Source organism: Kribbella sp. NPDC051952 (assembly GCF_040680855.1).
Lineage (GTDB): Bacteria > Actinomycetota > Actinomycetes > Propionibacteriales > Kribbellaceae > Kribbella.
Window position 1 is genome coordinate 82,224 of the sequence record NZ_JBFAXQ010000020.1, and the last position, 26,677, is coordinate 108,900.

The window sequence follows — 26,677 nt, forward strand, 5'->3', positions numbered from 1 at the left end:
GCGGCTGCCTCAGCCCTGGCCCTGCTGCTGTTGCTGCTGGGCCTCAGCGGCTTCGCGCTTGGCCTTGGCCTGGTCGGACTCCAGCGACAGCGAGCCGGAGATCTTGCCGTCGATGGCACCGTCGGTCCACTGGCCGAAGCGCGGGGAGACGGTGATCTTGATGTCCTTCGACGCTTCCTTGATCACGGCCATGCCGTCCTGCTGCTTCTGCTGCGCCTGCGGGTCGTTGACCCCGGTCCCGCCGCCGAGCTTGATCGTGGTGACCGCGGCGGAGGCGACCTGGTTCAGGAAGTCGCGCGTCAGCTCGCTGCCCTGGAAGCGCTGGTACGCCGCTTCGTCCCGGACCACGAGCTTCGCCGCCTCGGCGGTCTCCGCGGCGCTCACCGGGATCGACCGCTGCTCACGGATCTGCTCGACCAGTGCGTTGTTCACCAACTCGTTCAGCGTGATGCTGGTGGTGAAGTCCTGCCCGAGGGCCGTCGTGACCGCACGCGAGGTCTTGTCGAGGTCGCCGACAGTGATCTCGGTCTTGCCGACCACGGCCGCCGCGCCCGGGTGCGTCCCCGCCGCGCAGCCGCCGGCCAGCAGCACCATCGCGGCCGCCGCACCGAGAGCCCCAAGCTTCCGCCCTCTGCTCACCGAATCTCCTCGCTTCTACTCAGGTTCATGCCGGTACTCCCACCGGCTCAGCGATCACGTCGTCGATCAACCGGGTACACCATTGCAGCAGCTCCTGGTCACGGAGCGGCTGACCGGCGACCGGCCGGGTGGCAGGTCTCGGCACCAGGATCGTACGCAGTTGCGCCTTGACCAGACTCTTCGGGTACAGCCTGTTCAGCCGGAGCACCTTCGAATCGGGCAGCTCGACCGGTCCGAACCGGATCAGATTGCCCTGCAGGGTGACGTCGTGCAGCCCGGCCCGGCGGGCGTGGTTGCGGAACTTCGCCACCTCGATCAGGTTCAGCACCGGCTGCGGGATGTCGCCGTACCGGTCGTGCAGTTCCTCGACCAGCTCGGCGATCCCGTCCTCGTCCCGGACAGCCGCGAGCCGCTGGTACATCTCCAGGCGCAGCCGCTGGGACGGGATGTAGTCGTGCGGCAGGTGCGCGTCGATCGGGAGCTCGATCTTGACCTCGGGCTCCTCGGCCTGGGTGTCGCCGCGGTACTCCGCGACCGCCTCGCCGACGAGCCGGACGTACAGGTCGAAGCCGACGTCCGCGATGTGCCCGGACTGCTCGCCGCCGAGCAGGTTGCCGGCGCCGCGGATCTCCAGGTCCTTCATCGCGACCGCCATACCGCCACCCAGGTCGGCGTGCTGCGCGATCGTGGCGAGCCGGTCGTGCGCGGTCTCGGTCAGCGGCTTCTCCGGCGGGAAGAAGAAGTACGCGTACGCACGCTCCCGGCCACGACCGACCCGGCCGCGGAGCTGGTGCAGCTGGGACAGCCCGAGCAGGTCCGACCGCTCGACGATCATCGTGTTCGCGTTCGAGATGTCGATCCCGGACTCGACGATCGTCGTACACACGATCACGTCCGACTGCTTCTCCCAGAAGCCCTGGATCACGTTCTCGAGGGTGTGCTCGTTCATCTGCCCGTGCGCCACCGAGACGCGGGCCTCGGGGACGAGCTGGCGGATCCGGGCGGCGGCCTTCTCGATCGTGTTGACCCGGTTGTGGACGACGAAGACCTGGCCCTCGCGGAGCAGTTCGCGCCGGATCGCGGCAGTCACCTGGCCCTCGTCGTACGCACCGACGAAGGTGAGCACCGGGTGTCGCTCCTCGGGTGGCGTCGCGATCGTGGACATCTCCCGGATCCCGGTGATCGACATCTCCAGGGTCCGCGGGATCGGCGTCGCGGACATCGTCAGTACGTCGACCGCCGTCCGCAACCGCTTCAGCTGCTCCTTGTGCTCGACGCCGAACCGCTGCTCCTCGTCGACCACGACCAGGCCCAGATCCTTGAACGCCACCTCGCCGCTGAACAGCCGGTGCGTCCCGATCACCACGTCGACCGAACCGTCGGCCAGGCCGTCGATCGTCGCCTTGGCCTCCTTGTCGGTCTGGAACCGCGACAGCGGGGCCACGTTCACCGGGAAGGAGGCGTACCGCTCGGCGAAGGTCGCGTAGTGCTGCTGCACGAGCAGCGTCGTCGGCACCAGTACGGCGACCTGCTTGCCGTCCTGCACTGCCTTGAACGCGGCCCGGACGGCGATCTCGGTCTTGCCGTAGCCGACGTCACCACACACGATCCGGTCCATCGGCATGACGCGTTCCATGTCGTGCTTCACGTCGTCGATGGTGGCGAGCTGGTCCGGCGTCTCCACGAACGGGAACGCGTCCTCCAGCTCACGCTGCCACGGGGTGTCCTTGGCGAACGCGTGTCCCTTGGTCGCCTGACGGGCGGCATACAGCTTGATCAGCTCGCCGGCGATCTGCCGGACCGCCTTGCGGGCGCGGCCCTTGCGCTTGGCCCAGTCGCCGCCACCCATCTTGTCCAGGGTCGGCTGCTCGCCCCCGACGTACCGGGTGACCTGGTCGAGCTGGTCGGTCGGCACGTACAGGCGGTCGCCGGGTTGACCGCGCTTGCTCGGCGCGAACTCGATCACGACGTACTCGCGGGTGGCCTTCTGGGCTCCCGTGCCGACGGTCCGCTGCATCATCTCGACGTACCGGCCGACGCCGTGCTGCTCGTGGACGACGTAGTCGCCGGGCTGCAGCTCCAGCGGATCGATCGTCTTCTTGCGGCGCGACGGCATCCGTTGCTGCGAACGGCGTTCGGCCGCGGACCGCTGACCGGCCAGGTCGTTCTCGGTGAGCACCGCGAGCTTGATGCCGTCGGCAATGAACCCGTGGTCCAGCTGCCCCTGCGAGATCAGTACGACGCCCGGCTCCGGCACGGAGTCGATCCCCTCGACAGCCCGGGCGGGCAGCTCGGCCTCGGAGAACACTTCGGCGAGACGCTGCGCTGGACCGTGGCCCTCGGTGACGCAGACGACGCGCCAGCCGTCCCGCAACCAGCCGCGGATGTCCTCGACCGCGGCCGCCGTCTCACCACGGTACGGATCGACTTCGTGCGCGGCGATCGCCCGACTGGTGACCGCACCGGCCTCAGTGTCGATGTCGAACGAGACGCGCGCACCCATCGAGTCGCGCAGCTCCGGTGCATCGGTCGGCGCGGCCGTGAACGGCGACAGGCTCCACCAGGCCAGGCCCTTGGCCAGCGCCTGCGACCGGACATCGCCGAGCGACATGTACGCCGCGGCCCCCAGGTCGATCGGCGCATCGCCACCACCGGCGGCAGCGGCCCATGACGCCTCCAGGAACTCCTGGCTGGTCGCGACCAGATCGTGCGCCCGGGCCCGGACCCGTTCGGGATCGCTGACGACGACGTGCGTACCGGCCGGCATCAGATCGACCAGCAGCTCCATGTGGTCGACCAGGACCGGCGCCAAGGACTCCATGCCCTCGACGGCATGTCCCTCGGCCAGCTTCTCGAGCAGCTCGGCCAGCTCCGGGTGTTCCTTCGCCAGTACGGCGGCCCGCGAACGGACCTCCTCCGTCAGCAACAGCTCACGACATGGCGGAGCCCACAACCCGTGCTCGGCGATCTCCAGTGACCGCTGGTCGGCGACCGCGAAGTACCGGATCTCTTCCACGTCGTCACCGAAGAAGTCGACCCGCAGCGGGTGCTCCTCGGTCGGCGGGAAGACGTCGATGATGCCGCCGCGGACCGCGAACTCACCACGCCGCTCGACCAGATCGACCCGGTGGTACGCGGCGCCCGCCAGGGCCTCGACGACCTCCTCGAGCTCCATCGTGTCGCCGACGTGCAGCTGCACGGGCTTCAGATCGGCCAGCCCGGCGACCTGCGGCTGCAGCACAGATCGCACCGGCGCGACCAGGATCTTGATCGGCCCGGTCGTCTCGTCCGACGGATCCGGGTGCACAAGTCGCCGCAGTACGGCGAGACGCCGGCCGACCGTGTCCGATCGGGGCGAGAGCCGCTCGTGCGGAAGCGTCTCCCAGGCCGGGTAGTAGGCGACCGTGCCGGGCTCGACCAGGCACTGCAGCGCCTCGGTCAGCTCCTCGGCCTCACGGAACGTCGCGGTGACGGCCAGGACCGGACGGCCGGCGCCCTGCTGCTCGGACGCGAGCGCGGCGAGCAGGACCGGGCGGATCGGGGTCGGCGCGCTGAGATCGAGAGTCGTGACGTCGTCGGACTTGGCGTCACGAACGGCCTCGGCGACCACCGGATCGGTGATCAGAGTGTCGACAAGGCCGCTGAGCTTCACGAGTTGTACTTCCCTTGGGTGGCGTCCAGGCCGTCGGTGAGCAGGGATTCGACGGCATCCGCGGTCCGGTCCACGGCGAACGGGAGGTCTTTGCGTTCGGTGGAGGAGAACTCGTTGAGGACGAAGTCGGCGGGCGCCTGCCGGCCCGGCGGACGACCCACACCGAACCGGACTCGATAGTACTCACCGGTGCCAAGCGATTTCCGCAGCGACTTGAGCCCGTTGTGGCCGTTGTCGCCGCCGCCGAACTTGCACCGCAGTACGCCGAAGTCGATGTCGAGCTCGTCGTGGACGACGAGCAGGTTGACCGGCTCCAGCTTGAAGAACTTCAACAGGCCCGACACCGGGCCGCCGGACTCGTTCATGTACGAGCGGGGTTTGGCCAGAACCGTCCGCAGGCCACGGATCCGGGTCTCGATCACCTCGGACTTGACCTGCTTGTGCTGCTTCCACTTCCCGCCGGTCCGGGCCGCCAGCTCATCGGCCACCAGGTGACCGATGTTGTGCCGGGTGCGGGCATACGAAGGGCCGGGATTCCCCAGTCCGACGACCAACCACACGTCGTCCGCCACGGATTCCCGGCCCTCCTGTTGTGTCTGTGTGACCGCAGACTACTCGGCGGCGGCGGCCACCGGCTCCTCGGCCGCGGTCTCCGGCTCGTCCCGCTCGATGCCGGCCTCGGCCTCGGCGTCGGCCAGCTCGGCCTCGGCCTGCTCGGCGGTCTGCTGCGCGGTGATGTTGACGATCAGGGTCTCCGGCTCGATGGCCAGTGTCGTCCCGGCCGGCAACTGCAGGTCGGAGGCGTGGATCTGGGCGCCGACGTCCAGGCCCTCGATCGAGACGGTGACACCGTCGGGGATGTGCGTCGCCTCGGCCTCGACCAGGATGCTCTGCGCTTCCAGCACGACCAGGGTCTCGCTGACGGCCTCGCCCTCGAGGTGGACCGCGATGTCGACCTGGACCTTCTCGCCGCGCCGGACCATGACCAGGTCGACGTGCTCGATGAAGCCCTTGATCGGGTCGCGCTGAACCTGCTTCGGCAGCGCCAGGTGGGACTCGCCACCCTCGACCTCGATCATCAGCAGGGCGTTGGCGGTCTTCAGGGCCAGCATGGTGTCGTGACCGGGCAGCGTGATGTGCACGGGGTCACTGCCATGGCCGTAGAGGACGGCGGGAACCTTGTTTTCCCGGCGGATTCGGCGGGCAGCACCCTTGCCGAACTCCGTACGCGATTCGGCTTGGATCTTGACCTCGGCCACGAGATGAACTCCTTGAATGCGTTGCGGTGATCAGTTGACTAGGTGGAACTCGGCTGCGGCCTCAGCGGGCGCTTTGTGACCCCGGAGAAGGCGTCAGGCAACGAACCACCGCGTCGATCACGGAGCCGCGCCCAACAGTTCTCGGGGGGCGTCCCTCGCCGAGGCAACCAAAACAGTCTACCCACCACTCCGGCCGTACGGGAAATCCGTTCCCACCGGGACTTTGCTCCAGGTTCGGCAGCCGTCGCCGTGACCGGTTTCCGCACCTGTCGTTCGATACGTTGCCGGGGTGTTGTCCACCTCTCTCCTGCTCTCCCTGCCGCTGCTGATCGCGCTGATCGCAGCGGTGATTTGGCTGGCCGTCTGGCGGCGCAGGCAACTGCGCGAGCGGTCTCGGCAGAGGGCGATCGCGGCGGCGCAGTACGGCTGGTATCCGGTCCCACCGAACCCATGGCTCATGCAGGTCACCGAGAACCTGTTCCAGCGCGGCCGGCCCGGTGAGGCGTTCGCCGGCGACTACCGCGGTCGCGGAGTGTGCGTACTCGATTACACGTACACGACGAGCAACGGCAAGACCCAGCAGCAGCACGCCGTACACGTGGTTGCCCTCAACCTCCCGGCCGCACTACCGCCGCTCACCCTCACCTGGGACTCAGGATTGAAGCGGGCCTTCGGCGGCCGGGATCTCGAGCTCGAGAGCGAGGCGTTCAACGACGCGTTCCGGGTCGCCTGCGCGGACGATCGCTACGCCTCGGCCGTCCTGCACCCCCGGATGATGGAGTGGATGCTGTTCAACCCCGGGCTGGAATGGCAGTTCGCCGGGAACGCACTCGTCTCCTGGGGAGTCGGCCAGTTCGTGGTGCCCGAGCTGCTGCCACGCCTGGAGGCGATGGCCGGCGTGATCGACCGGATCCCAGCCTTCGTCCTCCGCGACTACGGGCAGACCGTCAGCTGAGCTTCGTCCAGACCTGGCGGAGCGCGCGGGCCGCGTCGCCTTCGAGTCCGGCATCATCCAGGGTGGCCGCCAGTTCGTCGAACTCCGGGCCCCAGCGCCAGGCCACGCGGCGCAGGTTCTCCGGCAGCGACGGGTCCTTGAGCGACTCCGCGTCCGCGCGGACCTGCTGGGCGACGAGCGCATCGGTGACGCCATGCTTCTCCGCCAACTGGAACGCCAGTACAGCCAGTGCCGCCTTGCCCTTGTTGTAGAGGGCGTACGACGACTTCGCCGCGCTGGCCGCCCCTGGCTCGGAGCCGACCACCATCGGCGTGACCGCCGTACCGGCCCAGAGCTCGGCGACCTGATCGGCGGCGGCACCGGACAGCATCAGGTGCGTCGGACTCGGCCCACCGGTCGGCGGCGGACCGACCACGCCGGCGTCCACGAAGGTCGCATCGGGCACGGCGGACTGCGCCTCCCGCAACGACAGCGGCGACAACGGGTTCGCCTCGATGTAGAGCCCGGCGAATCCCGCTTGGCCCACCTGCCGCGCGATGTCGACAGCGCCTTGCGGGGCACACGAGCAGAGCACGGCCTCGGCCTTGCCGACCGCGTCGGTGAACGACGTACCGATCAGGCCGGCTTCGTCGGCGCGGGCCCGGGAGGCCTCGCTGCGGCCCTCCGACACCCAATGCACTTCGTGGCCTGCGGCAACTAATTGGGCGGCGAGTTTCGAACCCATCGCGCCGGGGTGGAACACAGCGATCCGCATTGGCAGCAACCTCCGGAGAGCGGTCAGTGCTCACCAAGATAGGCCAGTACGGCGAGCACCCGGCGATGCTGCTCGTCGTTGGTGATCAGCCCGAGCTTCGCCAGGATGCTGCCGACGTGCGTCTCCACGGTCCGCTCGGTCAGGAACAACCGCCGCCCGATGCCGACGTTCGTACACCCCTCGGCCATCAGCGCGAGCACCTCCCGCTCACGCGGGGTCAACGGTGCCAGCCGATCGTCGGCACGCTGCCGCCCGATCAACTGGGCCACCACTTCGGGGTCGAGCGCCGATCCGCCGGATGCGACCCGGTCCAGGGCGTCGAGGAACTCGTCGACCGCGAGGACGCGGTCCTTCAGCAGGTAGCCGAAGCGGCCGGTCGCGACGAGTTCGACCGAGTGCCGAGTCTCGACGTGCTGGGACAGCAGCACGATGCCGAGCTCGGGGTTCTGCATCCGCAGCCGGCGGGCGGCCCGGGCTCCGTCGTCGGTGTGGTCGGGCGGCATCCGAATGTCGATGACGGCGAGATCGGGCGACGTCTGGGCCACCGTGGTCACCAGGCTCGGCGCGTCCTCGGCCAGGCCGGCGATCTCGTGCCCGGCATCGGCCAGCAACCGCGCCAGGCCTTCGCGAAACAACGCCGAGTCCTCCCCGATCACGATCCGCACGGCAAACCCCCGCTCACGATCCGCATGGCAACACCGCTTCCACCGTCGTGCCTCGTCCAACCGGACTCCGGAGTTCCAGCGACCCACCAACCGCCGCAACCCGGTCGAGTAAGCCGCTCAGCCCCGAGCCCGGCCGCGGCGCCGCTCCCCCGCACCCGTCGTCCTCGATCAGCACCCGCACCTCGCCGGTCGACTGCGCCACCCGGACCGCGATCGACGTCGCGTTCGCGTACTTCGCCGCGTTCGTGACCGCCTCCGCCGCGACGAAGTACGCCGTGGTCGCCAACTCCTCGGGCAGATCAGGAGGTATCTGCAGGCGGACCGGAATCGGCAGCGCCTGCGTGATCCCACTCAGCGCCGCATGCAGCCCGTCATCAAGGCTCGTCGGCCGCAACCCGTGCGCGATCTGCCGCAACTCGGCCACCGCCGTCGCCAACTCCGCGACGCCCTGATCCAGCAGCCCATCCACATCAACCGACCCGTCACCGAGGTGCCGCTGCGCCAATCGCATCGCCATTCCCAACGAGACCAGCCGCTGCTGCGCACCGTCATGCAGATCCCGCTCGAGCCGCCGCCGCTCCGCATCACCCGCCTGAACCAGCCGCGCCCGGCTCGCCTCGACCTCACGCAACGCACCACCCAGCTCGGCCCGCAACCGCGTCACCTCAACCAGACTGGCCGCCCCGGCCGCCACAGCCTTCAGTACGGCGGGACTCGTCGCGTCAGACGCTAGTACGCCGATCTGCACGCCGCCCAGCGTCACCGGGATCAGCTGTGGACCACTGACCGGCGTACCCGCGGCGTCGACGAAGCCGGAGGCACCTGGGACGAGGAGACCGACTCGCAGGGCCGGATCGCGCAGTGCGGTGCGCAGTGCAGACTCCAGCTCTTCCGGCTGGGCCTGTTCGGTGTGGATCCGGCGCTGCAGGTCCTCGATGGCCAGGAGGGCTGCACGCCGTGGTGGATAGAGCCGTCGGTCCACTGCGCGCTGCAGCCGGGATCGCAGCGGTGACAGGATCAACGCACACACGGCGGTTGCGGCTGCGGCGACGGCTGCGGAGTCGCTGATGACCAGGCCGAGTGCCACCGCGGAGAGGGCATAGGTGCCGAGGAGGACCACCGTCGCGATGCCGTACGTGACGGTGTCGGCCAGCACGCGGTCTACGTCGTACAGGTCGTGCCGGAGCATTGCGACCGCGACAGAGGCCGGAAGACTCACCAGCGTGGCGATCCCGAAGACCGTTGCGACGATGCCGGTATGTCCGGTGACGATGATCTCGGCCCCACAGACAAGGGGGTAGAACACTGCAGCCAGGCCCGCCAGTGACAACCACTTCAACTGGGCGCGCATCTTGCCGGTCGCTCGGCGATAGCGCGCCACCACGGACGCCGCGGCCGCCAGCATCGCGACAAGCAGTGCGCCGAAGGCAACCTCACTCACGATCCGCAACGGCAACGGCATCCGGGCATAGGGCCTGGCCAGATCCTGCAGCGGCTCGAGGAACGGCGTCGAGTTGAAGGCACCGAAGACCTGCTGGGCAATGCCGAGCAGCACCAAGGCCGGCGGGAGTAGTCGCCAACGGCGACTCGGCAACCGTCCGTCCGGGAAGTACAGCAGCAAGAGGGCGACCGCTACGAACAGCCACCAGCCGCTCTCGTCGAACCAGGCGACGACCCGGCTGTCCAGCGGCACCTGGCCGGGATCGCTGACGACGACGCTGAAGTACACGTCGCGCGCGGTGAGGAAGACCGCCGACGCACCGATCCAGCTGAGAAGGGCACCGACGGGATTCCGCCGCTCGCGCAGGCTGATGACGAGCCCGAGCAGCGTAATGGCGGCCGCGACCGCGACGAGGGCGGCGAAGTTCCGGACGGTGTGCGGCCCGTGCCGATAGGCGATCAGCAGCCAACTGCTCCCCACGACCATCGCCAGGACGAGCAGGGAGAGACCGAGCGAGATCCACCGCGGCCACCGCATGTGGTCAGAGTAAGGCCGCGATCCGCCCTGGCGGCTCCGAGTCAGCACGGAGATCCGGGTCCGTACCGGCTCCGATGCGGCAGCCCGGTGCCCGGACGTTCCCTGGAGCTGTCCGATTTCTCCAGCAGGGGGTTCCCATGTCCACCGAAACCACCACGGCCGTCGTACCGGCAACCGATCCCGTCACCCGTCGCCGCATCGGCCTGGTCGGCCTGGTGCTCGGCCTCACCTCATTGGCCGCCCTACCCGGCGGACTGCTCTGGCCCTCCCCGTCCGGCGGCGGCGAGACCTACACGTACGCCGACATCCAGCCACTGCGCGACCGCTGGTGGGGCCTGCTCGTGTTCCTCAGCGCGAACCTGATCCTGAACGTACCGGCCCAGGCCTTCCTCACCACCTACCTGGTCCGCCGCCGCGGTGCGGCCTGGGCCACCGTCGGCGGGGTAATCATGTGGGTCGGTACGGCGCTCTACGCGGTCGGCGTCGGCGGCTGGGCGGCGACGTACTACTTCGCCACCGGGATGGACGCCTCGATCGGTACGCCGGTGATGGAACACGTCGCCGACGACATGTTCCACCTGTTCGCCGCCATGATCGTCGGCTCGCTCTCGGTCGCCGTCGGCACGGTCATCCAGTGCGTCGGGCTGCTGCGGGCGCACGTCGTCCCGCGGTGGATCCCGGTACTGGCGATGACGATCGCGCTCACGTTCTTCATCCCCGGGAACGGCATTGCCGGACTGATCACCGCCTTGCCGATGACAGCAGCCGCCATCGGCCTCGGCTACTTCGCGTGGCGTCGTACCCAGGGTGGTTAGGCGCGGCCGTCGAACAGGCTGGTCACCGAGCCGTCCTCGAAGACCTCGCGGATGGCTCGGCTGATCAGCGGGGCGATCGACAGCTCGGTGAGCTTGTCGAACCGGCGGTCCTCCGCGATCGGGAGCGTGTTGGTGACGATCACTTCGCTGGCCTGGCAGTTCTTCAGCCGGTCCACCGCCGGGCCGGACAGGATCGCATGGGTCGCGGCGATCACCACGCCCGCGGCGCCCTCGGCGTACAGCGCGTCGGCCGCCTTGGTGATGGTGCCCGCGGTGTCGATCATGTCGTCGACCAGGATGCAGACCCGGCCCTTGACCTCACCGACGACACGGTTCGCGACCGTCTCGTTCGGGCGGTCGATGTCGCGGGTCTTGTGGATGAAGGCCAGCGGCGCGTTGTTCAGCCGGGCCGACCACTGCTCGGCCACCTTGATCCGGCCGGCGTCCGGCGAGACCACGGCCAGCTGCTCGTCGCCGTACTTGTTCCGGACGTACTCGCTCAGGATCGGCATCGCCATCAGGTGGTCCACCGGGCCGTCGAAGAAGCCCTGGATCTGCGAGGTGTGCAGATCGACGCAGATCAGCCGGTTCGCGCCGGCGGTCTTGAACAGGTCGGCCATCAGCCGGGCCGAGATCGGTTCCCGGCCACGGTGCTTCTTGTCCTGCCGCGCGTACCCGTAGAACGGCAGTACGACGGTGATCCGCTTGGCCGACGCCCGCTTCAGCGCGTCGACCATGATCAGCTGCTCCATGATCCACTCGTTGATCGGCGAGGTGTGGCTCTGGATCACGAACGCGTCGCTGCCCCGGACCGACTCCTCGAACCGGACGTAGATCTCGCCGTTGGCGAAGTCGTACGCCTGGGTCGGCACCAGGCCGGCGCCGAGATTCTGGGCGACCTCCTCGGCCAGACCGGGATGGGCCCGGCCGGAGAACACCATCAGGTTCTTCTCGGTGGTTCGCTTCATCCCGCTCATGGCCCGTGCCTCCCGTTACGCCTTCTCGCCAGTGTCGCCCAGCACGGCCGGATCCGCTGCCTTGTCCGCCGCTTGAGCTTCTTCGGCCGCCTTGGCGGTCTTGGTGCCGGCCCGCTTCCGCGCGACCCAGCCCTTGATGTTGCGCTGCCGGCCGCGGGCAACCGCGATCTCGCCCGGCCCGACGTCCTCGGTCAGCGCGGTCCCGGCGGCCAGGTAGGCGCCGTCCGCAACCGTCCGCGGCGCCACGATGACCGAGTTGCTGCCGATGAACGAGTGCTTGCCGATGTGCGTCGGGTGCTTCGCGACGCCGTCGTAGTTGGCGAAGATCGTGCCGGCGCCGATGTTCGCGCCCTCGCCGATCGTGGCGTCCCCGGCGTACGTCAGGTGCGGCACCTTGGCGCCGTCGCCGATCGTGCTGTTCTTGGTCTCGACGAACGTGCCGATCTTGGCCTTCACGCCCAGCTTGGTGCCGGGACGGAGGTAGGCGAACGGGCCGACGTTCGCGCCGTCGCCGAGCTCCGAGCTCGACCCGTGGGTGCGGATGATCGTCGCACCGGCCCCGATCCGTACGTCGGTCAGCGTCGTGTCCGGGCCGATCGTCGTACCGGATCCGACCGTGGTCTCGCCGTGCAGCTGGGTGTTCGGCAGCAGGGTCACGTCGCGGTCGAGCTGGACGGTCTGGTCGACCCAGGTGGTGTTCGGGTCGACGACGGTCACCCCCTCGCGCATCAGCTTGTCGAGGGTACGGCGGTTCAGCTCGGCCCGGAGCGTGGCCAGCTGGACCCGGTCGTTGACGCCCTCGGTCTGCATCGCGTCCTCGGTGACGTGCGAACCGACCCGCTTGCCGTCGGTGCGGGCGATCGCGAGGACATCGGTGAGGTACAGCTCGCCCTGGGCGTTGTCGGTGGTGATCCGGCTCAGGCCGTCGCGCAGCGTGGCCGCGTCGAAGACGTAGATGCCGGCGTTGATCTCGTCGATCTCCCGCTGCTCCGGCGTCGCGTCCTTGTGCTCGACGATCTCGGCGACGGTGCCGTCCGGCCCTTGCACGATCCGTCCGTACCCGGTCGGGTCCGGCACCCGCGCGGTCAGCACGGTGACCGCGTTGCCGTGCTTGTCGTGGTCCGCGATCAGCTCGTGCAGCGTCTCCGCCTCGAGCAGCGGGACGTCACCCGACGTGACGATGACCGAGCCGTCGAAGCTCGCCGGTACGGCGGTCAGCCCGGCGCGGACCGCGTCCCCGGTGCCGAGCTGCTTCTCCTGCACCGCCGTACGAGCGTCCGGGTCGACCTCGGCGAGGTGAGCCTCGACCAGCTCGCGGCCGTTACCGACCACGACGACGAGATGCTCGGGGGTGAGTGCCCGGGCGGTGACCACGGCGTGCCCGACGAGGCTGCGCCCGCCGATCTCGTGCAGCACCTTCGGGATCGCCGATTTCATCCGGGTTCCGAGTCCGGCGGCCATGATCACGACCGCCGCGGGGCGATGGGAAGTCACGCGGTCTTCTCCTCGAGTTCCCTGCGAGTTTCTGGAACAAGTATCAGCATGGGCACCCGAAACTGTGCCCGCGCAAGCCTACTTGCTCTCCGGAGTCGACTTCTCCCGGGTCCGGCGGGCCTAGTGACCCCGGACACACCGAAGACTGTCCGCGCCGGCTGATAGGCATTTCCCGTGTACATCCGCTATCAGAGCCCTGACCCCGACCACCGCGGCCGCCGGATCGGCATCTTCGGCCTGGTCAACCAACTGGGACACCGCGGACTGCTCACCGACGCCGAGGAAGCCTGGCGCCGGGAGAACAACGCCTGGTACGACGCCACCTACACGAACCCGTCCGATGTCGACCCCACTGTGTACGCCGACAATCCGCTGGCCGCTGCCTGGTTCAAACCGAGCGCCACTCATCTCTTCACCCGGGTGCCCGGGTATCTCGCCATCCTCGAGTCCCATCAGGTCCCGTGTGACCGCTTCACCAGCCCGGATCCCGGGCACGTCCTCTACGACGACCCGCACCAGATCGTCGTCGTCCCTCATACCTGACAAGGAGCACGCGCAATGGGCCTCACCATCGGAGCAATCGTCCTCAACGTCGACGGCCAGGACGAGGTCGCCGACTTCTGGCGCCAGGCCCTCGACCTCGACGCCGACGCCAATCCCGACTTCCTCATCCCGAAGGACGTGCCGGCGACGCGGCTGCACCTCGACCGGACCGACCGCACCCACCTGGACCTCTGGGTCGACAGCAACTCCACCCCGGAGGCCGAGGTGGAGCGACTGATCGGGCTGGGCGCGGAACGCGTCGAGGACTGGACCTACCCGCCCAACGCGGACTTCGTCGTACTGCGAGCCCCCGGCGGCACGATCTTCTGCATCATCGGCTGAGCATGGACGTTCCTCGCCTCACCCACGTACGGGTGAACGTCCGGGACCTCGGCCGGGCGATCGAGTGGTACGAAGAGCTGTTCGGCGTACCGGCGGAGGGCCATTGGCCACCGGATGCCCCGACGTACGCCCATTTCACTCTGGGGCCTGCTCAGTTCGCGCTCGGGCGTTATGAGCCGGTTCCCGCTACCGGCGCGCGGTTCAATCTGGAGGTCGACGACGTCGACGCTTGGTGGGCGCGGATCGGCCCACGCGCGGACGTGCTCGAGCCCTTGCAGGACACGCCGTACGGCACTCGCAAGTTCACGATTCGCGACCCGGACGGGAACGAACTCGGCTTTGTTCGGTCCTGACCCGGCCGCCGCGGACCACGAGCCAGAGGGCGAGGAGGAACTCGCCGAGGAAGGTGAAGTTCGCGATGACGAGGTTGTGGCCGGAGATCGTGCCGACGGCGTCCGCGACGTACCCGAGGCCGGCGATGACGAGGAGGGCGCCGAGCAGTCTGGGGACGTAGCCGGAGCGGTAGGCCAGGTAGCCGATCAGCACGAGATGACAACCGAACAGACCCAATCCCGTGAGCCAGACGTCTGAGAACGCGTCGAGCTCATGGAGCACTGCCTGTGGGTCGCCCAGCAGCCGGAGCACGGCGAGAAGGTGACCTAGGGCAACCATGAAGACGGCCGCGTAGACGAGCCTGAACGTTGCTGCTAGCAACGAGAGGTTCTTGCTGACGGGACTGAAGAAGCGGTAGAGCGCCACCGCGACGACGATGTCGAGCACGATCACGCCGAAGAGGCCCGCGATGCCTGCCCGGAAGAGTCCCTCCGAGGCCGCGATGTCCGCCGCGGTCTTCAGTTGCTCGACGACGCCGAAGTTGGCGAAGCCGGCCAGCGCCGACATCAGGAGCAGCCCGGCTCCCGCGGTCACCGCCCATGGCCGGATGTCCTCAACCGCGGTCCGTTCCCGCACTTCCGGCAGTTGCACAGTCTCCATCAGGTCCCCCTCAACTGGATTCGTACTTAGTAAGGTCAACGTAGCGTACTTAGTACGAAAGAACGAGACCTCGAGCGGTCCTGTCGATTTCCGGGAGGGTCGCGCGTCATCGTGGTGACAGCCGAATCCACCTCGAGGGATGGGGACTGATGACCCGGTTCTTGGTTCTGATGGCCGAGCCCGACCACTTCGCCCGCTGGGACGCAGCCGACGAAGCCACACAGGAGGAGGTGTTCGCCGCCTTCCGTACGTTCACGGCGGCGGTGCGTGAGCGCGGCCGGTTCCGTGGCGGTGAAGCGCTCACCCACCCGAAGAACGCCCGTACTCTCCGCCCCGACGGCGACGGACGCCGGATCACCGAAGGCCCGGACGCCGAAACCGTCGAACAACTCGGCGGCTTCTACCTGGTCGAACTACCCGACCTCCAGGCCGCGATGGAGGTCGCCTCCCTGCTCCCCCGCGACTACGACATCGAGGTCCGCGAATGCCTCGACGTAGGAGTCCCGGACGAGTGACCCCACCAGAGACCGCACTCCGCGACGCGTGGGGCGGCTAACTGAGCCCTGCTCGTCGCACAGTTCGGGTGCCGGTACCGGCCATCCGGAGTGGGGAGATCGGATAACCATCGGTGCGATCTCTGCATCGAAGGTAAACGTCAGGTTCTCCTCCGGTCCGCCGGAGTTCTTTCTAGCTGGGGGCTATTCATGCAGAAATCCATCCTCCGATCCGCCGCGGTACTGACATCCGCGGTGCTGGCCGGAGCCGTCATCACCGGCATCTCGCCGGCCATGGCCGCGCAGTCGTCCGACTGTTCGGCCACGGAACTCAAGCTGCCCGCGGGCACTCCCACCAACAACACCTTCGCCTCGATGTCCGCCTCCGACCCGACCGCCCGCTACCAGGTCGGCCATCTTCAGCTTCCCGACGTCACGTTCGAGCCGGTGTTCTGGACGGACGGCGAACCGCAGGTCCTCGAACCGCTTCCGGGCAGCCGTACGTCGCTGATCGATGTGAACTCGCACGGGACGGTCCTCGGGTCGACGGAGGACGCCGAGGGGGCCGCACAACCCTGGCTCTACTCGCACGGCACCGTCCGGAAGCTCACCGGCCCCGCCGGCATGGACTACGTCTCGGTCCGGGCTCTCAACGAGCGCGGCGATGTGGTCGGAAACGGCCTGGACAAGGCCACCGGCGTGTCGAGTCCGATCGTTTGGCCGGCCGGCGGCAAGCCGCGCCGACTGCTCGCGGACAACTCGTCGTCCGCAGCCGACATCAGTGACAACGGTGTGGTCGTCGGCAGCGTCTCGACCGAGGAGATCGGGCTCGGCATGATCTGGGCGCGTTGGGACCGCAAGGGTCTGCCGGTCCGCGGTGAGGCCGGCGCCTCGGTGGACCTGACCGAGATCCGCGGCAACTCGTTCGTCGGCATCCAGAGCTTCAAGGACGGCCACGTCGGTGGCGGCCGCTGGAACACGCAGAGCACCAAGGTCGTCAGCTACCCGAACGTCGTGGACGGCGTGAACAGCTCCGGCGACGTCGCGTACTCCGACGAGACGGGCACCACGGTCGTGGTCCGCCCGGACGGGACGCAGTATCCGATCGATGCCGTGGGCTTCAACACGGTGCGGTACCTGTTCGAGCGCGGTCAGCAGTACGACGCGGCCGGCGAGCGCGACTACGGGTTCAGCCAAGCCATCCTCTGGTCCGGCTGCGCCAGCTGATCCAGCGCCAGTTGATCCAGCACCGGCTGATCCAGCACTGGTTGTCCTAGCCCTCTGGCATGCTCACGGGCATGGCTGATGGGATGTTGGTCGACGTCGGGGATGTCACGCTGTTCGTCCGCGAGCTTGGGCGGCGTACTGACAAGCCGTCCCTCGTGGTGATCCATGGCGGACCCGACGTCGGCCACGGCTACCTCCTACCGGGCTTCGAACCTCTCGCGCGCGACCATCACGTCGTACTGTTCGACTTCCGTGGTTGTGGGCGGAGCTCGCGGGGGTTGCCGGCGGACGAGCTCGAGCCGGAGTACGTCGTACGGGACACTCATCGGCTGATCGAGAAGCTGGGGCTCGGATCGGTCGACCTGCTTGGGTTCTCGACCGGTGGTCGGGCGGCGATGCAGTTCGTCGACAAGCATCCGTCGCAGGTACGCCGGTTGATCCTCGCGTCCACCTCCGCCTATTCCGGTGCGGACAACGAGCGGTATCTGGACGGGTGGGAGGAGTACGAGCGCCGCCGCCGAGCCGAGGCGGCCGCTCACGGAGCTTTGCGCAACTCCACCATCTTCGTCTGGAACCTCGACCTGGCGCCTGCCTATCTGGAACTCCTCGAATCGCTGGGCTCCGACACCGGCGACTGGAGCTATGAACGGGCCGTCAGCGGCGTCATGCACCCGTGGTGCCCAGGCGACCCCGAGGCCATCCTCCGCAACTCCGGCAAGCCCATTCTCATCCTTCACGGCGAACAGGACATGGGCTTCCCCGTCCAACTGGCCCGCCGTCTGCACGCCGCCGTACCCACCAGCCAACTGGCCGTCATCCCGAACGCCGCCCACATGTGCCACTTCGAGAAGCCGGACGTTTGGTCCGACCACATCCGGGAGTTCCTACGGTGAACGTAAGAGTCGACGTACTGGAGCAGGTCACCGACGAGGTAGTTGCCGCCTACAACCACCTGCTACCCCAACTCTCCCACTCAGCCGTGCCGCTGGACCGGCCCACGCTGAGCCGCCTCGTCTCCCACGAAGCCAACACAGTCCTGGTCGCACGCATCGAGGACCGGATCGTCGGAACGCTGACCCTCGTAACGTTCCCCAGCCTCTCCGGCCTCCGAGCCCGAATCGAAGACGTCGTAGTCGACGAATCCACCCGCGGCCAGGGCATCGGCGCGATCCTCACCCAGGAAGCCCTCCACCAAGCCCGATCAGCCGGCGCCCGCACCGTCGACCTGACCTCCCGCCCAGACCGAGCCGCCGCCAACCACCTCTACCAACGCCTAGGCTTTGCCCCCCGAACCTCAAACATCTACCGCTACACCTTCGACTGATGAACGCGGTGAAAGCTGAGCTGACGAGGGTGCTGCAGAGCAGGCGCGCTGTGATGCTCAGCAAACTGGACGGCCTGTCGGAGTACGATCGCCGCCGCCCGGCGACGCCCACCGGCACAAACCTGTTGGGGTTGGTGAAACACCTGGCCGGCTTGGAGTACGGCTACCTAGGTATCTCGTTCGGCCGCCCGCCCATCGACCGTCCGTCGTGGTTCCGGGACGACCCGTACGCCGAGATCGACATGTGGGCCACCCCCGACGAATCCACCACCTACATCACGACCGTCTACCGCCAGGCCTGCGCCCACGCCGACCTCACCATCGCGGACTTGGATCTGGACGCCGCCGGTCACGTCGAGCACTGGGACCACCCAGCCACAACGCTCGGTGTCCTCCTCATCAGAATGCTCGCCGAAACAGCCCAACACGCAGGCCACGCAGACATCATCCGAGAACAAACCGACGGCCAACTCACCAACAACACCCACGCAGACACACCCTTCTGGCGCGATCGAACGCACACAGTCCAACAAGCCGCCAACCACTTCCGCTTCGCCGTCGACCCAGAGCCCGACTACATCGAATGGGACGACGCTCAGAAGAACGACCTAGGTTGAGCACATGCCGAGAACACTGATCAACCGAGTCCTCATCGCCGTACTGGCCGTTGGGTCGGTGCTCCTCACGGTCGACGCCTTCTCGGCGGCGGGACCCGCCAACTCATCATCGGCCTCCTTCTCCTCCTGGTCACAGCCCTCTCAGTCCCGTCCCTCCGCCGCGCCGAACAACGCCGAGCCGGCAAGTAACTGCAGCAACGCAGGCCCTCAGCTACTCCGGCGCGATCACGTACAGATCGACGTCGATGCTCGCGCCCAGCCGGCCCAATCTGCGTAGTGTCTCCGCCGAGAATGCGAGGGCTGGTGTTGCGACGTCGAGGCCGATCTCATTGTCCGAATCGGCCTGAATCACCCCGTACATGGACGTGACCAGGCCAATCACCAAGGTGAGCCCCCAGCGACGTACCGCCTCAGCCAACTGCTCGGCTACCGGCTCAAATGCATCGAGGACCTCGAGCACGAGTGCTTCACTGTCCCACTCGACGCGCTCTGGGGTTTCCCACCACCAAACTGTCACGTCGCGTACGCGGCCGGAGCGGAGCACGTCTCCCCGTCGCATGACCTTGCTCGGGATGATTCCAAGGAGACTCGTCAAGGACTCAGGGTCAAAGTCCTCGCCGGTGTCGCTGGCGTAGACGCGCAGCTCGGCCCTCTGCTCAACCCGAGGCGTTCTGATCACACCAGCCATGCTCGCAGCCGCCGTGACGCGGTAGTTCATCAGCGTCAGACGAGCAGTGTCTCGAGGTCTGGGAGGCGGTGGAACATGTCGGGGAGGCCGCGGATGCCGTTGTGTGCGGACTCTTGGGATAGGGCGAGCTCGGGGCCGGTGGTTGGTTCGATGTCGGCTAGGCAGCGGAGGATGTTCCAGCGGGTGTGGCCCAGCCAGCCGCTGATCATGAAGACGAACCAGCTTGGGCCCGGCGGTGGCAGTACTCCGCCGGCTGCGACGTACCCATCGAGGACGGCGCGGAAGATGGTCGGTTCGATGGTGTCGAAGCCAGGGCCCTTAGAGATGCTCAGCGCGGTCGAACCGAGCTCACCGGACAGGTCGAGCAGCCCGGAAAGCTCCCAGTCCAGCACCACCGGCCGACCCTCGCGAGCGAGCAGGTTCCACGGCTGGATGTCCTTGTGCGTCAGTACGACGGGACCCGGCCGTTCACAGGTGTCGACGAAGTGCGCGATCGCGAGGAACATCTCGACGTGGGAGGCGAGTTCGTCGGCCCACGGCTGCCCGGTCGCCGCCGCCCGCTCGGCGAGCTCGGGCCAGTCCCGCGCCACCGGCTCCTCCGTCGACACATCGGTCCACTCAACGTCCAGCGCGTGGATGCGCGCGAGAATCTCACCGATCTCAAACGCGTACGCCGCCGACACCGGCGCCTCAGGCACCTTCTCTCCCTCGACCCACCGATGAACGAGCATGTCGTCGCCGGCCGCGATCGGCTCAGGCATCGGAACGCCGGCCGCAAACGCCGCCCGCTCGAACCTGAACACATCCTCGACGCGATAGCTCCAGCGCCGGTCGACCAGATTCAACTCCTTCACCGCAAACGACCCCTGGTCGGTGTCCAGCCGATACATCCGATTGGCGAACCCGCCGCCCACACGGATCATCGGCCCAACCGCCGCACCAAGCTGCGAAAGATCCACCCCACGAAATCTAGGCCCCCACCCTTCACCAACGCACCGCAATTACCCAGACCCAGCAGCGCACTCCGGCACCACAATTACCTCAGGGCGCAGCGGCGCACTCCGGCCCCTTGGGCCAGCGGCGCACTCCGGCCCCTTGGGCCAGCGGCGCTCTCCACCCCCTTGGGCTCGCGGCGCTCTCCGGCCGCTTGGGGGTGGGCGCGTCTAGGGTGCCGTTCATGGTTGCGCGGATTCCGATCTCAGTCGCTCTACTTGTCCGCGACGGTCTCGTGCTCCTGGTCCACCGCCATCCAGCCCGTAGGTGGTATCCCGACGCCTGGAGCTTCTCCGCCGGCGGACATGTCGAGCCCGGCGAACTACCCCACCAGGCCGTCCGTCGGGAATGCCGAGAAGAACTCGCGATCATCGTCCACGACCCCATACCCATCCCGCTGACGGTCAACGACCCGACCCTCGACGTACACGGCTTCCTGATCACCCGCTGGGACGGGAACCCTGTCAACGCCGCACCCGAGGAACACGACGACCTACGCTGGTTCCACCCCACCGACCTCGCAGCCCTAAACCTGGCCCACCCAGAAACCCTCCCAACCACCCTAAACGCCATCCACCGCGCCACCGCACAGCCAGAAAACTAGCTCCCCCGCCAGGTTCCGATCCTGTTCGAGATTCAAGATTGCCGCAGGCCCGTCCACCACGGTCCAGACGAGGCATCGGCTCACCCTGTGCCTGGTCGTACGTCCCGATCCACATCGTCGTTAGCAAATCCGTTAGCAAGATCGATGCCCACTATCGATGCTCACAGACAAGAGTTAGGTTCTGCCCATGCCTAGGACCTTGATCAATCAGGCACTCGTCGCGGTGATAACGGTTGTGTCAGCGCTTCTAATTGTGGACGCGCTGATCGACGGTGACACCCGACACCTGGTTATCGGTCTTCTGCTCCTGACGGTCGCAGCCATCTCGCTTCCCGGACTTCGCCGCGCTGAGCAACGGCGGGCCAAGAAATAGCTGTAGCAACGAGATCCCCGAAGCTTGTGTCTTCTCCCCGCCCCTTCCGAGACAGACTGTGAGACGTCAACGGATGTACGACAGGTTAGAAGTCTGCCGCGCCCACGTGACGAACCGACGCAAGTAGCCGATGAGTGGATGTCGGGCAAGGCGCGCCAGGCCGCGCGCTGAGGCTGGTGTCACTCACGCGACCTGGCAATCGATCAACAGAGCCGTGGCAGTCTCAGCCTGGGCTACGACGTGCTTGGGGCCGCAGGCGCCCGAGAAGACTTGGTATGAGCCGGGTGGCACGACTAGCGTCGCTTCGCCTCGAGTGTCGGTGGTAGCCGTCCAAGTAGCTCCACTAGCCGCCGTCGCGGTCACGTCGACGCCGACCGCCGGTGCTCCGTCCAGAGCCATCCCGCCACCTGGCCTCACCGGACCTCCGAAGAGAGCGACGTGCGCTGTGATGCTAGCTGTGGTGCCATCTGTGCTGTGTGCCTGGCAACCGCTGGCCAGTGCCAGCGTGATCACGACACACCCCAGCCTCCGTCCAACTCGTCGAACCGCATCCTCTATAGCCCGCGACATGTCTCTCCCCCTCCAGGTCCCTTCTGTTAGACGCGCATGCGTGCGCCCTCGTTGCCCGCTGTGCCGCGATCCGTGCCCCTTGGCCGCCATCGCTCCACTCGCCGAGTTGTTCACGGTTCGTGCGGCTCGGTCGCTTCACGCGTTGCGCCTCCTCCCGCCCGCGGCGCTCGCGGGACGACCGCTCCTCCACAGATCTCTCAGCGACCGCGAGTTGCCGGGAGCACGGGGTAGTCGACGTGCGCGGCAGCGCACAGGCCGCGGGCGACAGACCGCTAACCCGCGCGGCAGCGCGGCATCCGCGCGAGCGCTAGGAGCGCGCGACAGCACGCACCGTCTTCGGGTGGGCGGGAGCGCCGGCGAGCACGCGACGAAGGAGCGCGCGTAGCGGCGCGTGGGAGACACATCCCCCTCTCACTCACCACAGCCGTTCGAACCACCATCCGTCCCCACCACCACGAGGACCCGGGACCACAGGGCGATCGACGTGCGCGGCAGCGCACAGGCTGCGGGCGACAGCCCGCTAACCCGCGCGACAGCGCGGCATCCGCGCGGTAGCGCGGCATTCGCGCGGTAGCGCGGCATTCGCGCGGTAGCGCGGCATTCGCGCGGTAGCGCGGCATTCGCGCGAGCGCTAGGAGCGCGCGACAGCACGCACCGTCTTCGGGTGGGTGGGAGCGCCGGCGAGCACGCGACGAAGGAGCGCGCGTAGCGGCGCGTGGGAGAGACATCCTCTTTACTCACCACACGCGCGAGAACGACTACTAGCTCCCCCGCCAGGTTTCGATCCTGGTCTTCGAGATTCAAAGTCTCGCGGGCTGCCGATTACCCCACGGGGGATCGTGGTTGCCGGGACAGTTTGCCATGAGTGGGGTCGGTTACACGCTTGAGGGGTTCCTTACCTACGCCTCCGTAGGTTACGGTTGCGTAGGTAAGCCGTCCCCCACCCGAGGGAAATACACGATGACTCCACCCGCCGTAGCCGCACCGGAGGCGCCTACCCGCGCCCAGGCCGACGATCTCGAGGTCGACACCGGAACGCTCGGGGGTGAACGCAAGCGCCCGTGGGAGCAGGTCGCGCTGGCGCTGTTCATCGGCATCCCATTCCTGGCCGTCCTCGCGGCGGTCCCGATCGCGTGGGGCGGGTTCCTCGGCTGGCGCGACATCGTGATCGCGGTCGTGTTCTACACGGTCGCCGGGCACGGCATCTCGATCGGCTTCCACCGGCTGTTCACGCACAAGAGCTTCAAGCCGAACCGGCCGATGAAGTACGCGCTCGCCATCGCCGGCTCGCTGGCGATCGAGGGGCCGGTGATCCGCTGGGTCGCCGACCACCGCAAGCATCACAAGTTCTCCGACCGCGACGGTGACCCGCACAGCCCCTGGCGGTACGGCGACACGCTCGGAGCGCTCACCAAGGGCTTCGTCTACGCCCACGTCGGCTGGTTGTTCGACACCGAGCAGACCCCGCAGCGCCAGTACGCGCCGGATCTGCTGAAGGACAAGGACATCGTGAGGGTGTCGCGGTGGTTCCCGGTCCTCGTGACGATCTCGGTCGTCCTCCCGGCCGTCATCGGCGGGCTCTGGTCCTGGTCGATCGGCGGCGCACTGACCGCGTTCTTCTGGGCCAGCCTGGTCCGGATCGCCCTGCTGCACCACGTCACCTGGTCGATCAACTCGATCTGCCACACCATCGGCGACCGGCCGTTCAAGAGCCGGGACAAGTCCGGCAACGTGTGGTGGCTGGCGATCCTGAGCCAGGGCGAGTCGTGGCACAACCTGCACCACTCGGACCCGACCTGCGCGCGGCACGGCGTACTGAAGGGTCAGCTGGACACGTCCGCCCGGACCATCTGGTTCTTCGAGAAGATGGGCTGGGTCAGCGACGTCCGCTGGCCGGTCAAGGAGCGCCTGGAGGCCCGCCGGGTCGACGCCGCGAAGGCCCGATCACTGAAGGCGGCTTGAGCGCACTATCCGGTCTGGCCCTAAATCCCCCACTCGCAGCACCGAAGTACGGCATGATGCTGACGTGATCTCGACGTGACGGAACCCAAACCGCGGCGGTCCGGCCGAGTCCGGATGACGAGTGCCGAACGTCGCGAGCAACTCATCACCATCGCCCGTGGCCTGTTCGCCCAGAAGGGGTACGAGGCGACCTCGGTCGAGGAGATCGCGAACCGCGCCGAGGTCTCCAAGCCGGTCGTCTACGAACACTTCGGCGGCAAGGAAGGCCTGTACGCCGTAGTCGTGGACCGCGAGGTCCGGGCCCTGCTCGACGGTGTCACCGGCGCACTGACCGCGGGCCGGGCCCACGAACTGGTCGAGCAGGCGGCGCTCGCCCTGCTGGACTACATCGAGAAGAACTCCGACGGTTTCCGGATCCTGGTCCGGGACTCGCCGGTCGGCTCGTCGACAGGTTCGTTCATCTCGATCCTGAGCGATGTCGCGACGCGGGTCGAGCACATCCTGGCCGAGGAGTTCAAGCGCCGCGGCCTGGACCCGAAGAACGCCCCGATGTACGCGCAGATGCTGGTCGGCATGGTCGCGCTCACCGGTCAGTGGTGGCTGGACGCCCGCAAGCCGAAGAAGCCGGACGTCGCCGCGCACCTCGTCAACCTCGCCTGGAACGGCCTGTCCGGCCTCGAGGCCAAGCCGACCCTGGCGACCCGCCCGCACAAGTAGGCGGAGCTGCAGCACTCATCAACTGGCCCGGCGGCTGCCGGCTCAGCGTGAGCTGCGCGGTTGGCGGGCGGTTGGCGGGCGGTTGCTGAGTGCTGCACGTCCGCAGTCGTACGACGACATCCGACCTGAGGCTGACCTCCGGCGCGGCGCGAGCCCGTAGCCTGGCCCGCATGACGGGGATCCTGACCGCTCGGCCGGTGCCTGCCCGCAGCAAGGCGTTCGACCTGCTGCTCGCGGGCGGCTTGAGCGTGTTCTTCGGCTTCCTGTCGGTGGCGCAGACCAACCTCGGCGGCATCCTCGCGTTCGGCATGCTGGTCCCGCTGATCTGGCGGCGGACCCATCCCGAACTGGTCTTCTTCGGGGTCTCGGCGATCGCCGTCCTGCAGTGGCTGGCCGGCGTCCACCTGATGGCCGGCAACGTCGGCCTGCTCGTCGCGCTCTACGCGATCTCCGTGTACGGCGATGTCCGGTTCAGCCGGATCGCCCTCGGCGTCGGCGGTCTCGGCGTACTGATGGCGACCGCGCGCTACTACAACGGCAACGACTGGAAGCAGCAGATCACGATGATGGGCGCCCTCGGCGCCGTCGTCTTCGGGGTCTGGGCACTGGGCGAACGACGCCGGACCAGAGGCCTGTACGTCGCTCAACTCGAGGAGCGGGCGGCTCAGTTGGAGCGCGACCGCGACCGGGAGGCGAAGTTGGCCGTGAGCAACGAACGGACCCGGATCGCCCGTGAGATCCACGACGTGGTCGCGCACGGCCTGTCGATCATGATCGTCCAGGCCGACGGCGGCCTGTACGCGGCCGACCAGTCACCGGAGCAGGCGAAGAAGGCCCTCGCCACCATCGGCGACACCGGACGGGCGAGCCTGACCGAGATGCGCAAGATGCTCGGTCTGCTCAAGCAGGACGAACAACCCGAACTCGACCCGAACCAGCCGCGCCCGCAACCCGGCGTCTCCAGCCTGCCCGAGCTGATCGACAACGTCCGCGCGGCCGGGCTGTCGGTCGACTACCAGGTGACCGGCGAGCCGCGGGATCTGCCCGCGCTGCTCGGACTGACGGCGTACCGGATCGTGCAGGAGGGGCTGACCAACACGCTGAAACACGCCGGGCCGGGGGCGCGTACCTCCGTGCTGCTGGACTTCGGGCGCGAGATGCTGACCGTGGTGGTCACCGACGACGGCCGGGGTGGCGGAGTCGCGCCGAGCTCGGATCCGGGTCACGGACTGGTCGGGATGCGGCAACGCGCCTCGATCTCCGGCGGTACGGTGAACGCCGGACCGAAAGCGGGCGGTGGTTACGAGGTGATCGCCAAGCTCCCGTACGACCTGCCATCCGGAGGCCAGCAGTGAGTGACGACGTGATCAGGGTGTTCCTGGTGGACGACCAGGAGCTGGTCCGGGCCGGATTCACGATGCTGGTCGACTCCCAGGCCGACATGCGGGTGGTCGGCCAGGCCGGTGACGGCGGCGAGGCGGTCGAGAAGATCCAGGTGACCGCGTGCGACGTCGTACTGATGGACGTCCGGATGCCGAGGCTGGACGGCGTGGAGGCCACCCGGCAGCTGCAGTCGTTGCCGCAGGCACCGAAGGTGATCGTGCTGACCACGTTCGACCTGGACGAGTACGCGTTCGCCGCGATCAAGGCCGGTGCGGCCGGCTTCCTGCTCAAGAACACGCCCCCGGCCGACCTGCTCTCCGCGATCCGCCAGGTGCACTCCGGTGACGCGGTCGTCTCCCCCAGTACGACGAAACGCCTGCTGGAGCACTTCGCCGGCGCACTGCCTGACGCGGAAACCGAACGCCCCGACCTCGGCGACCTGACCGCCCGTGAACGGGAGGTTCTGGTCGAGGTGGCCCGTGGTCTGTCGAACACCGAGATCGCCAAGCTCTTCACGTTGTCCGAGGCAACGGTCAAGACCCACATCGGCCGCATCCTGGCCAAGACCGGCCTCCGCGACCGGGTCGCCCTCGTCGTCCTCGGCTACGAAACGGGCCTGGTCAAGCCGACGAAGTAATACCCAGGTAGGACCTCAGGTC

The 26,677-nt window shown here is 67.9% G+C and carries 27 protein-coding genes and 1 tRNA gene; 15 read left to right on the forward strand and 13 right to left on the reverse strand.

Features of this window, described 5'->3' with window-relative positions; translation table 11 throughout:
- Positions 1 to 9: 9 nt before the first annotated feature.
- Genes AB0L70_RS30740 through AB0L70_RS30755 form a run of 4 tightly spaced genes read right to left on the reverse strand, consistent with a single transcriptional unit; the run spans position 10 to position 5,550 of the window.
- Positions 10 to 639, reverse strand: a complete 630-nt coding sequence (locus tag AB0L70_RS30740; protein ID WP_363690258.1) for a hypothetical protein — start codon at positions 637 to 639, stop codon at positions 10 to 12.
- Positions 640 to 664: 25 nt separating this feature from the next.
- Entirely contained in the window at positions 665 to 4,291 is a 3,627-nt protein-coding gene (mfd, locus tag AB0L70_RS30745) for a transcription-repair coupling factor (RefSeq protein ID WP_363690259.1), read from the reverse strand.
- A complete protein-coding gene (gene pth / locus AB0L70_RS30750) occupies positions 4,288 to 4,863 on the reverse strand; it encodes an aminoacyl-tRNA hydrolase (RefSeq protein WP_363690260.1) in 576 nt (191 codons plus the stop codon). The genes mfd and pth overlap by 4 nt, the downstream gene beginning before the upstream one ends.
- 39 nt (positions 4,864 to 4,902) lie before the next feature.
- The gene (locus tag AB0L70_RS30755; protein WP_363690261.1) at positions 4,903 to 5,550 is read right to left on the reverse strand and encodes a 50S ribosomal protein L25/general stress protein Ctc; all 648 of its coding nucleotides are present in this window, start codon (positions 5,548 to 5,550) and stop codon (positions 4,903 to 4,905) included.
- 289 nt (positions 5,551 to 5,839) lie between these two features.
- On the opposite strand from AB0L70_RS30755, the gene AB0L70_RS30760 reads away from it, so the two are divergent.
- Positions 5,840 to 6,505, forward strand: coding sequence for a hypothetical protein (locus AB0L70_RS30760; RefSeq protein WP_363690262.1), 666 nt, complete (start codon positions 5,840 to 5,842; stop codon positions 6,503 to 6,505).
- On the opposite strand, the gene AB0L70_RS30765 is transcribed toward AB0L70_RS30760, so the two are convergent.
- Genes AB0L70_RS30765 through AB0L70_RS30775 form a run of 3 tightly spaced genes read right to left on the reverse strand, consistent with a single transcriptional unit; the run spans position 6,498 to position 9,902 of the window.
- Positions 6,498 to 7,259, reverse strand: a complete 762-nt coding sequence (locus AB0L70_RS30765; RefSeq protein ID WP_363690263.1) for a DUF1932 domain-containing protein — start codon at positions 7,257 to 7,259, stop codon at positions 6,498 to 6,500. The genes AB0L70_RS30760 and AB0L70_RS30765 overlap by 8 nt on opposite strands.
- A gap of 23 nt (positions 7,260 to 7,282) precedes the next feature.
- Positions 7,283 to 7,924, reverse strand: coding sequence for a response regulator transcription factor (locus AB0L70_RS30770; RefSeq protein ID WP_363690264.1), 642 nt, complete (start codon positions 7,922 to 7,924; stop codon positions 7,283 to 7,285).
- Positions 7,925 to 7,937: 13 nt separating this feature from the next.
- On the reverse strand, positions 7,938 to 9,902 hold the full coding sequence (locus AB0L70_RS30775; RefSeq protein WP_363690265.1) for a histidine kinase: 1,965 nt from the start codon (positions 9,900 to 9,902) through the stop codon (positions 7,938 to 7,940).
- 137 nt (positions 9,903 to 10,039) lie between these two features.
- Between AB0L70_RS30775 and AB0L70_RS30780 the strand changes: the two genes are divergently transcribed.
- Entirely contained in the window at positions 10,040 to 10,717 is a 678-nt protein-coding gene (locus tag AB0L70_RS30780) for a hypothetical protein (protein WP_363690266.1), read from the forward strand.
- Here AB0L70_RS30780 and AB0L70_RS30785 read toward each other — a convergent pair.
- Together AB0L70_RS30785 and glmU are read right to left on the reverse strand one after the other, a co-directional pair.
- Positions 10,714 to 11,694 carry a ribose-phosphate diphosphokinase gene (locus tag AB0L70_RS30785; protein ID WP_363690267.1) on the reverse strand — a complete coding sequence of 327 codons (981 nt, stop codon included), beginning with the start codon at positions 11,692 to 11,694 and terminating at the stop codon, positions 10,714 to 10,716. The two genes, AB0L70_RS30780 and AB0L70_RS30785, sit on opposite strands and share 4 nt — an antisense overlap.
- Before the next feature lie 15 nt (positions 11,695 to 11,709).
- Positions 11,710 to 13,188, reverse strand: a complete 1,479-nt coding sequence (glmU, locus tag AB0L70_RS30790; RefSeq protein ID WP_363690268.1) for a bifunctional UDP-N-acetylglucosamine diphosphorylase/glucosamine-1-phosphate N-acetyltransferase GlmU — start codon at positions 13,186 to 13,188, stop codon at positions 11,710 to 11,712.
- A gap of 174 nt (positions 13,189 to 13,362) precedes the next feature.
- Here glmU and AB0L70_RS30795 point away from each other — a divergent pair, with 174 nt between their 5' ends.
- From AB0L70_RS30795 to AB0L70_RS30805, 3 genes are read left to right on the forward strand one after another with little or no spacing between them, the layout of a single operon-like run.
- Positions 13,363 to 13,731 (forward strand): hypothetical protein, encoded by a 369-nt coding sequence (locus tag AB0L70_RS30795; protein ID WP_363690269.1) that lies wholly within the window; start codon positions 13,363 to 13,365, stop codon positions 13,729 to 13,731.
- 15 nt (positions 13,732 to 13,746) lie between these two features.
- Positions 13,747 to 14,073 (forward strand): VOC family protein, encoded by a 327-nt coding sequence (locus tag AB0L70_RS30800; protein ID WP_363690270.1) that lies wholly within the window; start codon positions 13,747 to 13,749, stop codon positions 14,071 to 14,073.
- Positions 14,074 to 14,075: 2 nt separating this feature from the next.
- Complete coding sequence (locus AB0L70_RS30805) at positions 14,076 to 14,426, forward strand: VOC family protein (protein WP_363690271.1); 351 nt, start codon at positions 14,076 to 14,078, stop codon at positions 14,424 to 14,426.
- Here AB0L70_RS30805 and AB0L70_RS30810 read toward each other — a convergent pair.
- Positions 14,377 to 15,066 (reverse strand): DUF4386 domain-containing protein, encoded by a 690-nt coding sequence (locus tag AB0L70_RS30810; protein WP_363690272.1) that lies wholly within the window; start codon positions 15,064 to 15,066, stop codon positions 14,377 to 14,379. The genes AB0L70_RS30805 and AB0L70_RS30810 overlap by 50 nt on opposite strands.
- Before the next feature lie 149 nt (positions 15,067 to 15,215).
- Here AB0L70_RS30810 and AB0L70_RS30815 point away from each other — a divergent pair, with 149 nt between their 5' ends.
- The 5 genes from AB0L70_RS30815 (at position 15,216) to AB0L70_RS30835 (ending at position 18,728) form a co-directional block, all read left to right on the forward strand.
- Positions 15,216 to 15,581 (forward strand): YciI family protein, encoded by a 366-nt coding sequence (locus tag AB0L70_RS30815; protein WP_363690273.1) that lies wholly within the window; start codon positions 15,216 to 15,218, stop codon positions 15,579 to 15,581.
- Positions 15,582 to 15,770: 189 nt separating this feature from the next.
- Positions 15,771 to 16,787 (forward strand): hypothetical protein, encoded by a 1,017-nt coding sequence (locus tag AB0L70_RS30820; protein WP_363690274.1) that lies wholly within the window; start codon positions 15,771 to 15,773, stop codon positions 16,785 to 16,787.
- 71 nt (positions 16,788 to 16,858) lie between these two features.
- Entirely contained in the window at positions 16,859 to 17,680 is an 822-nt protein-coding gene (locus AB0L70_RS30825; RefSeq protein WP_363690275.1) for an alpha/beta hydrolase, read from the forward strand.
- Positions 17,677 to 18,111, forward strand: a complete 435-nt coding sequence (locus tag AB0L70_RS30830; protein WP_363690276.1) for a GNAT family N-acetyltransferase — start codon at positions 17,677 to 17,679, stop codon at positions 18,109 to 18,111. Before AB0L70_RS30825 ends, AB0L70_RS30830 begins: the two co-directional genes overlap by 4 nt.
- Entirely contained in the window at positions 18,111 to 18,728 is a 618-nt protein-coding gene (locus AB0L70_RS30835) for a DinB family protein (RefSeq protein ID WP_363690277.1), read from the forward strand. Before AB0L70_RS30830 ends, AB0L70_RS30835 begins: the two co-directional genes overlap by 1 nt.
- Before the next feature lie 211 nt (positions 18,729 to 18,939).
- On the opposite strand, the gene AB0L70_RS30840 is transcribed toward AB0L70_RS30835, so the two are convergent.
- Together AB0L70_RS30840 and AB0L70_RS30845 are read right to left on the reverse strand one after the other, a co-directional pair.
- Positions 18,940 to 19,446, reverse strand: a complete 507-nt coding sequence (locus tag AB0L70_RS30840) for a DUF4279 domain-containing protein (protein ID WP_363690278.1) — start codon at positions 19,444 to 19,446, stop codon at positions 18,940 to 18,942.
- Between the two features lie 5 nt (positions 19,447 to 19,451).
- Positions 19,452 to 20,375, reverse strand: a complete 924-nt coding sequence (locus AB0L70_RS30845; protein ID WP_363690279.1) for a phosphotransferase — start codon at positions 20,373 to 20,375, stop codon at positions 19,452 to 19,454.
- Positions 20,376 to 20,593: 218 nt separating this feature from the next.
- Here AB0L70_RS30845 and AB0L70_RS30850 point away from each other — a divergent pair, with 218 nt between their 5' ends.
- Entirely contained in the window at positions 20,594 to 21,013 is a 420-nt protein-coding gene (locus tag AB0L70_RS30850; protein WP_363690280.1) for an NUDIX hydrolase, read from the forward strand.
- Positions 21,014 to 22,721: 1,708 nt separating this feature from the next.
- Here the strand turns inward: AB0L70_RS30850 and AB0L70_RS30855 are convergent.
- Positions 22,722 to 22,793: transfer RNA gene (locus AB0L70_RS30855), tRNA-Gln, on the reverse strand.
- A 123-nt stretch (positions 22,794 to 22,916) separates the two neighbouring features.
- Between AB0L70_RS30855 and AB0L70_RS30860 the strand changes: the two genes are divergently transcribed.
- From AB0L70_RS30860 to AB0L70_RS30875, 4 genes are all read left to right on the forward strand, one after another.
- Positions 22,917 to 23,918 (forward strand): fatty acid desaturase, encoded by a 1,002-nt coding sequence (locus AB0L70_RS30860; protein WP_363690281.1) that lies wholly within the window; start codon positions 22,917 to 22,919, stop codon positions 23,916 to 23,918.
- 114 nt (positions 23,919 to 24,032) lie between these two features.
- A complete protein-coding gene (locus AB0L70_RS30865; RefSeq protein WP_363690282.1) occupies positions 24,033 to 24,635 on the forward strand; it encodes a TetR/AcrR family transcriptional regulator in 603 nt (200 codons plus the stop codon).
- 170 nt (positions 24,636 to 24,805) lie between these two features.
- Positions 24,806 to 25,990 (forward strand): sensor histidine kinase, encoded by a 1,185-nt coding sequence (locus AB0L70_RS30870; protein WP_363690283.1) that lies wholly within the window; start codon positions 24,806 to 24,808, stop codon positions 25,988 to 25,990.
- Positions 25,987 to 26,655, forward strand: coding sequence for a response regulator transcription factor (locus AB0L70_RS30875; RefSeq protein WP_363690284.1), 669 nt, complete (start codon positions 25,987 to 25,989; stop codon positions 26,653 to 26,655). The genes AB0L70_RS30870 and AB0L70_RS30875 overlap by 4 nt, the downstream gene beginning before the upstream one ends.
- The last annotated feature ends 22 nt before the right edge of the window (positions 26,656 to 26,677 follow it).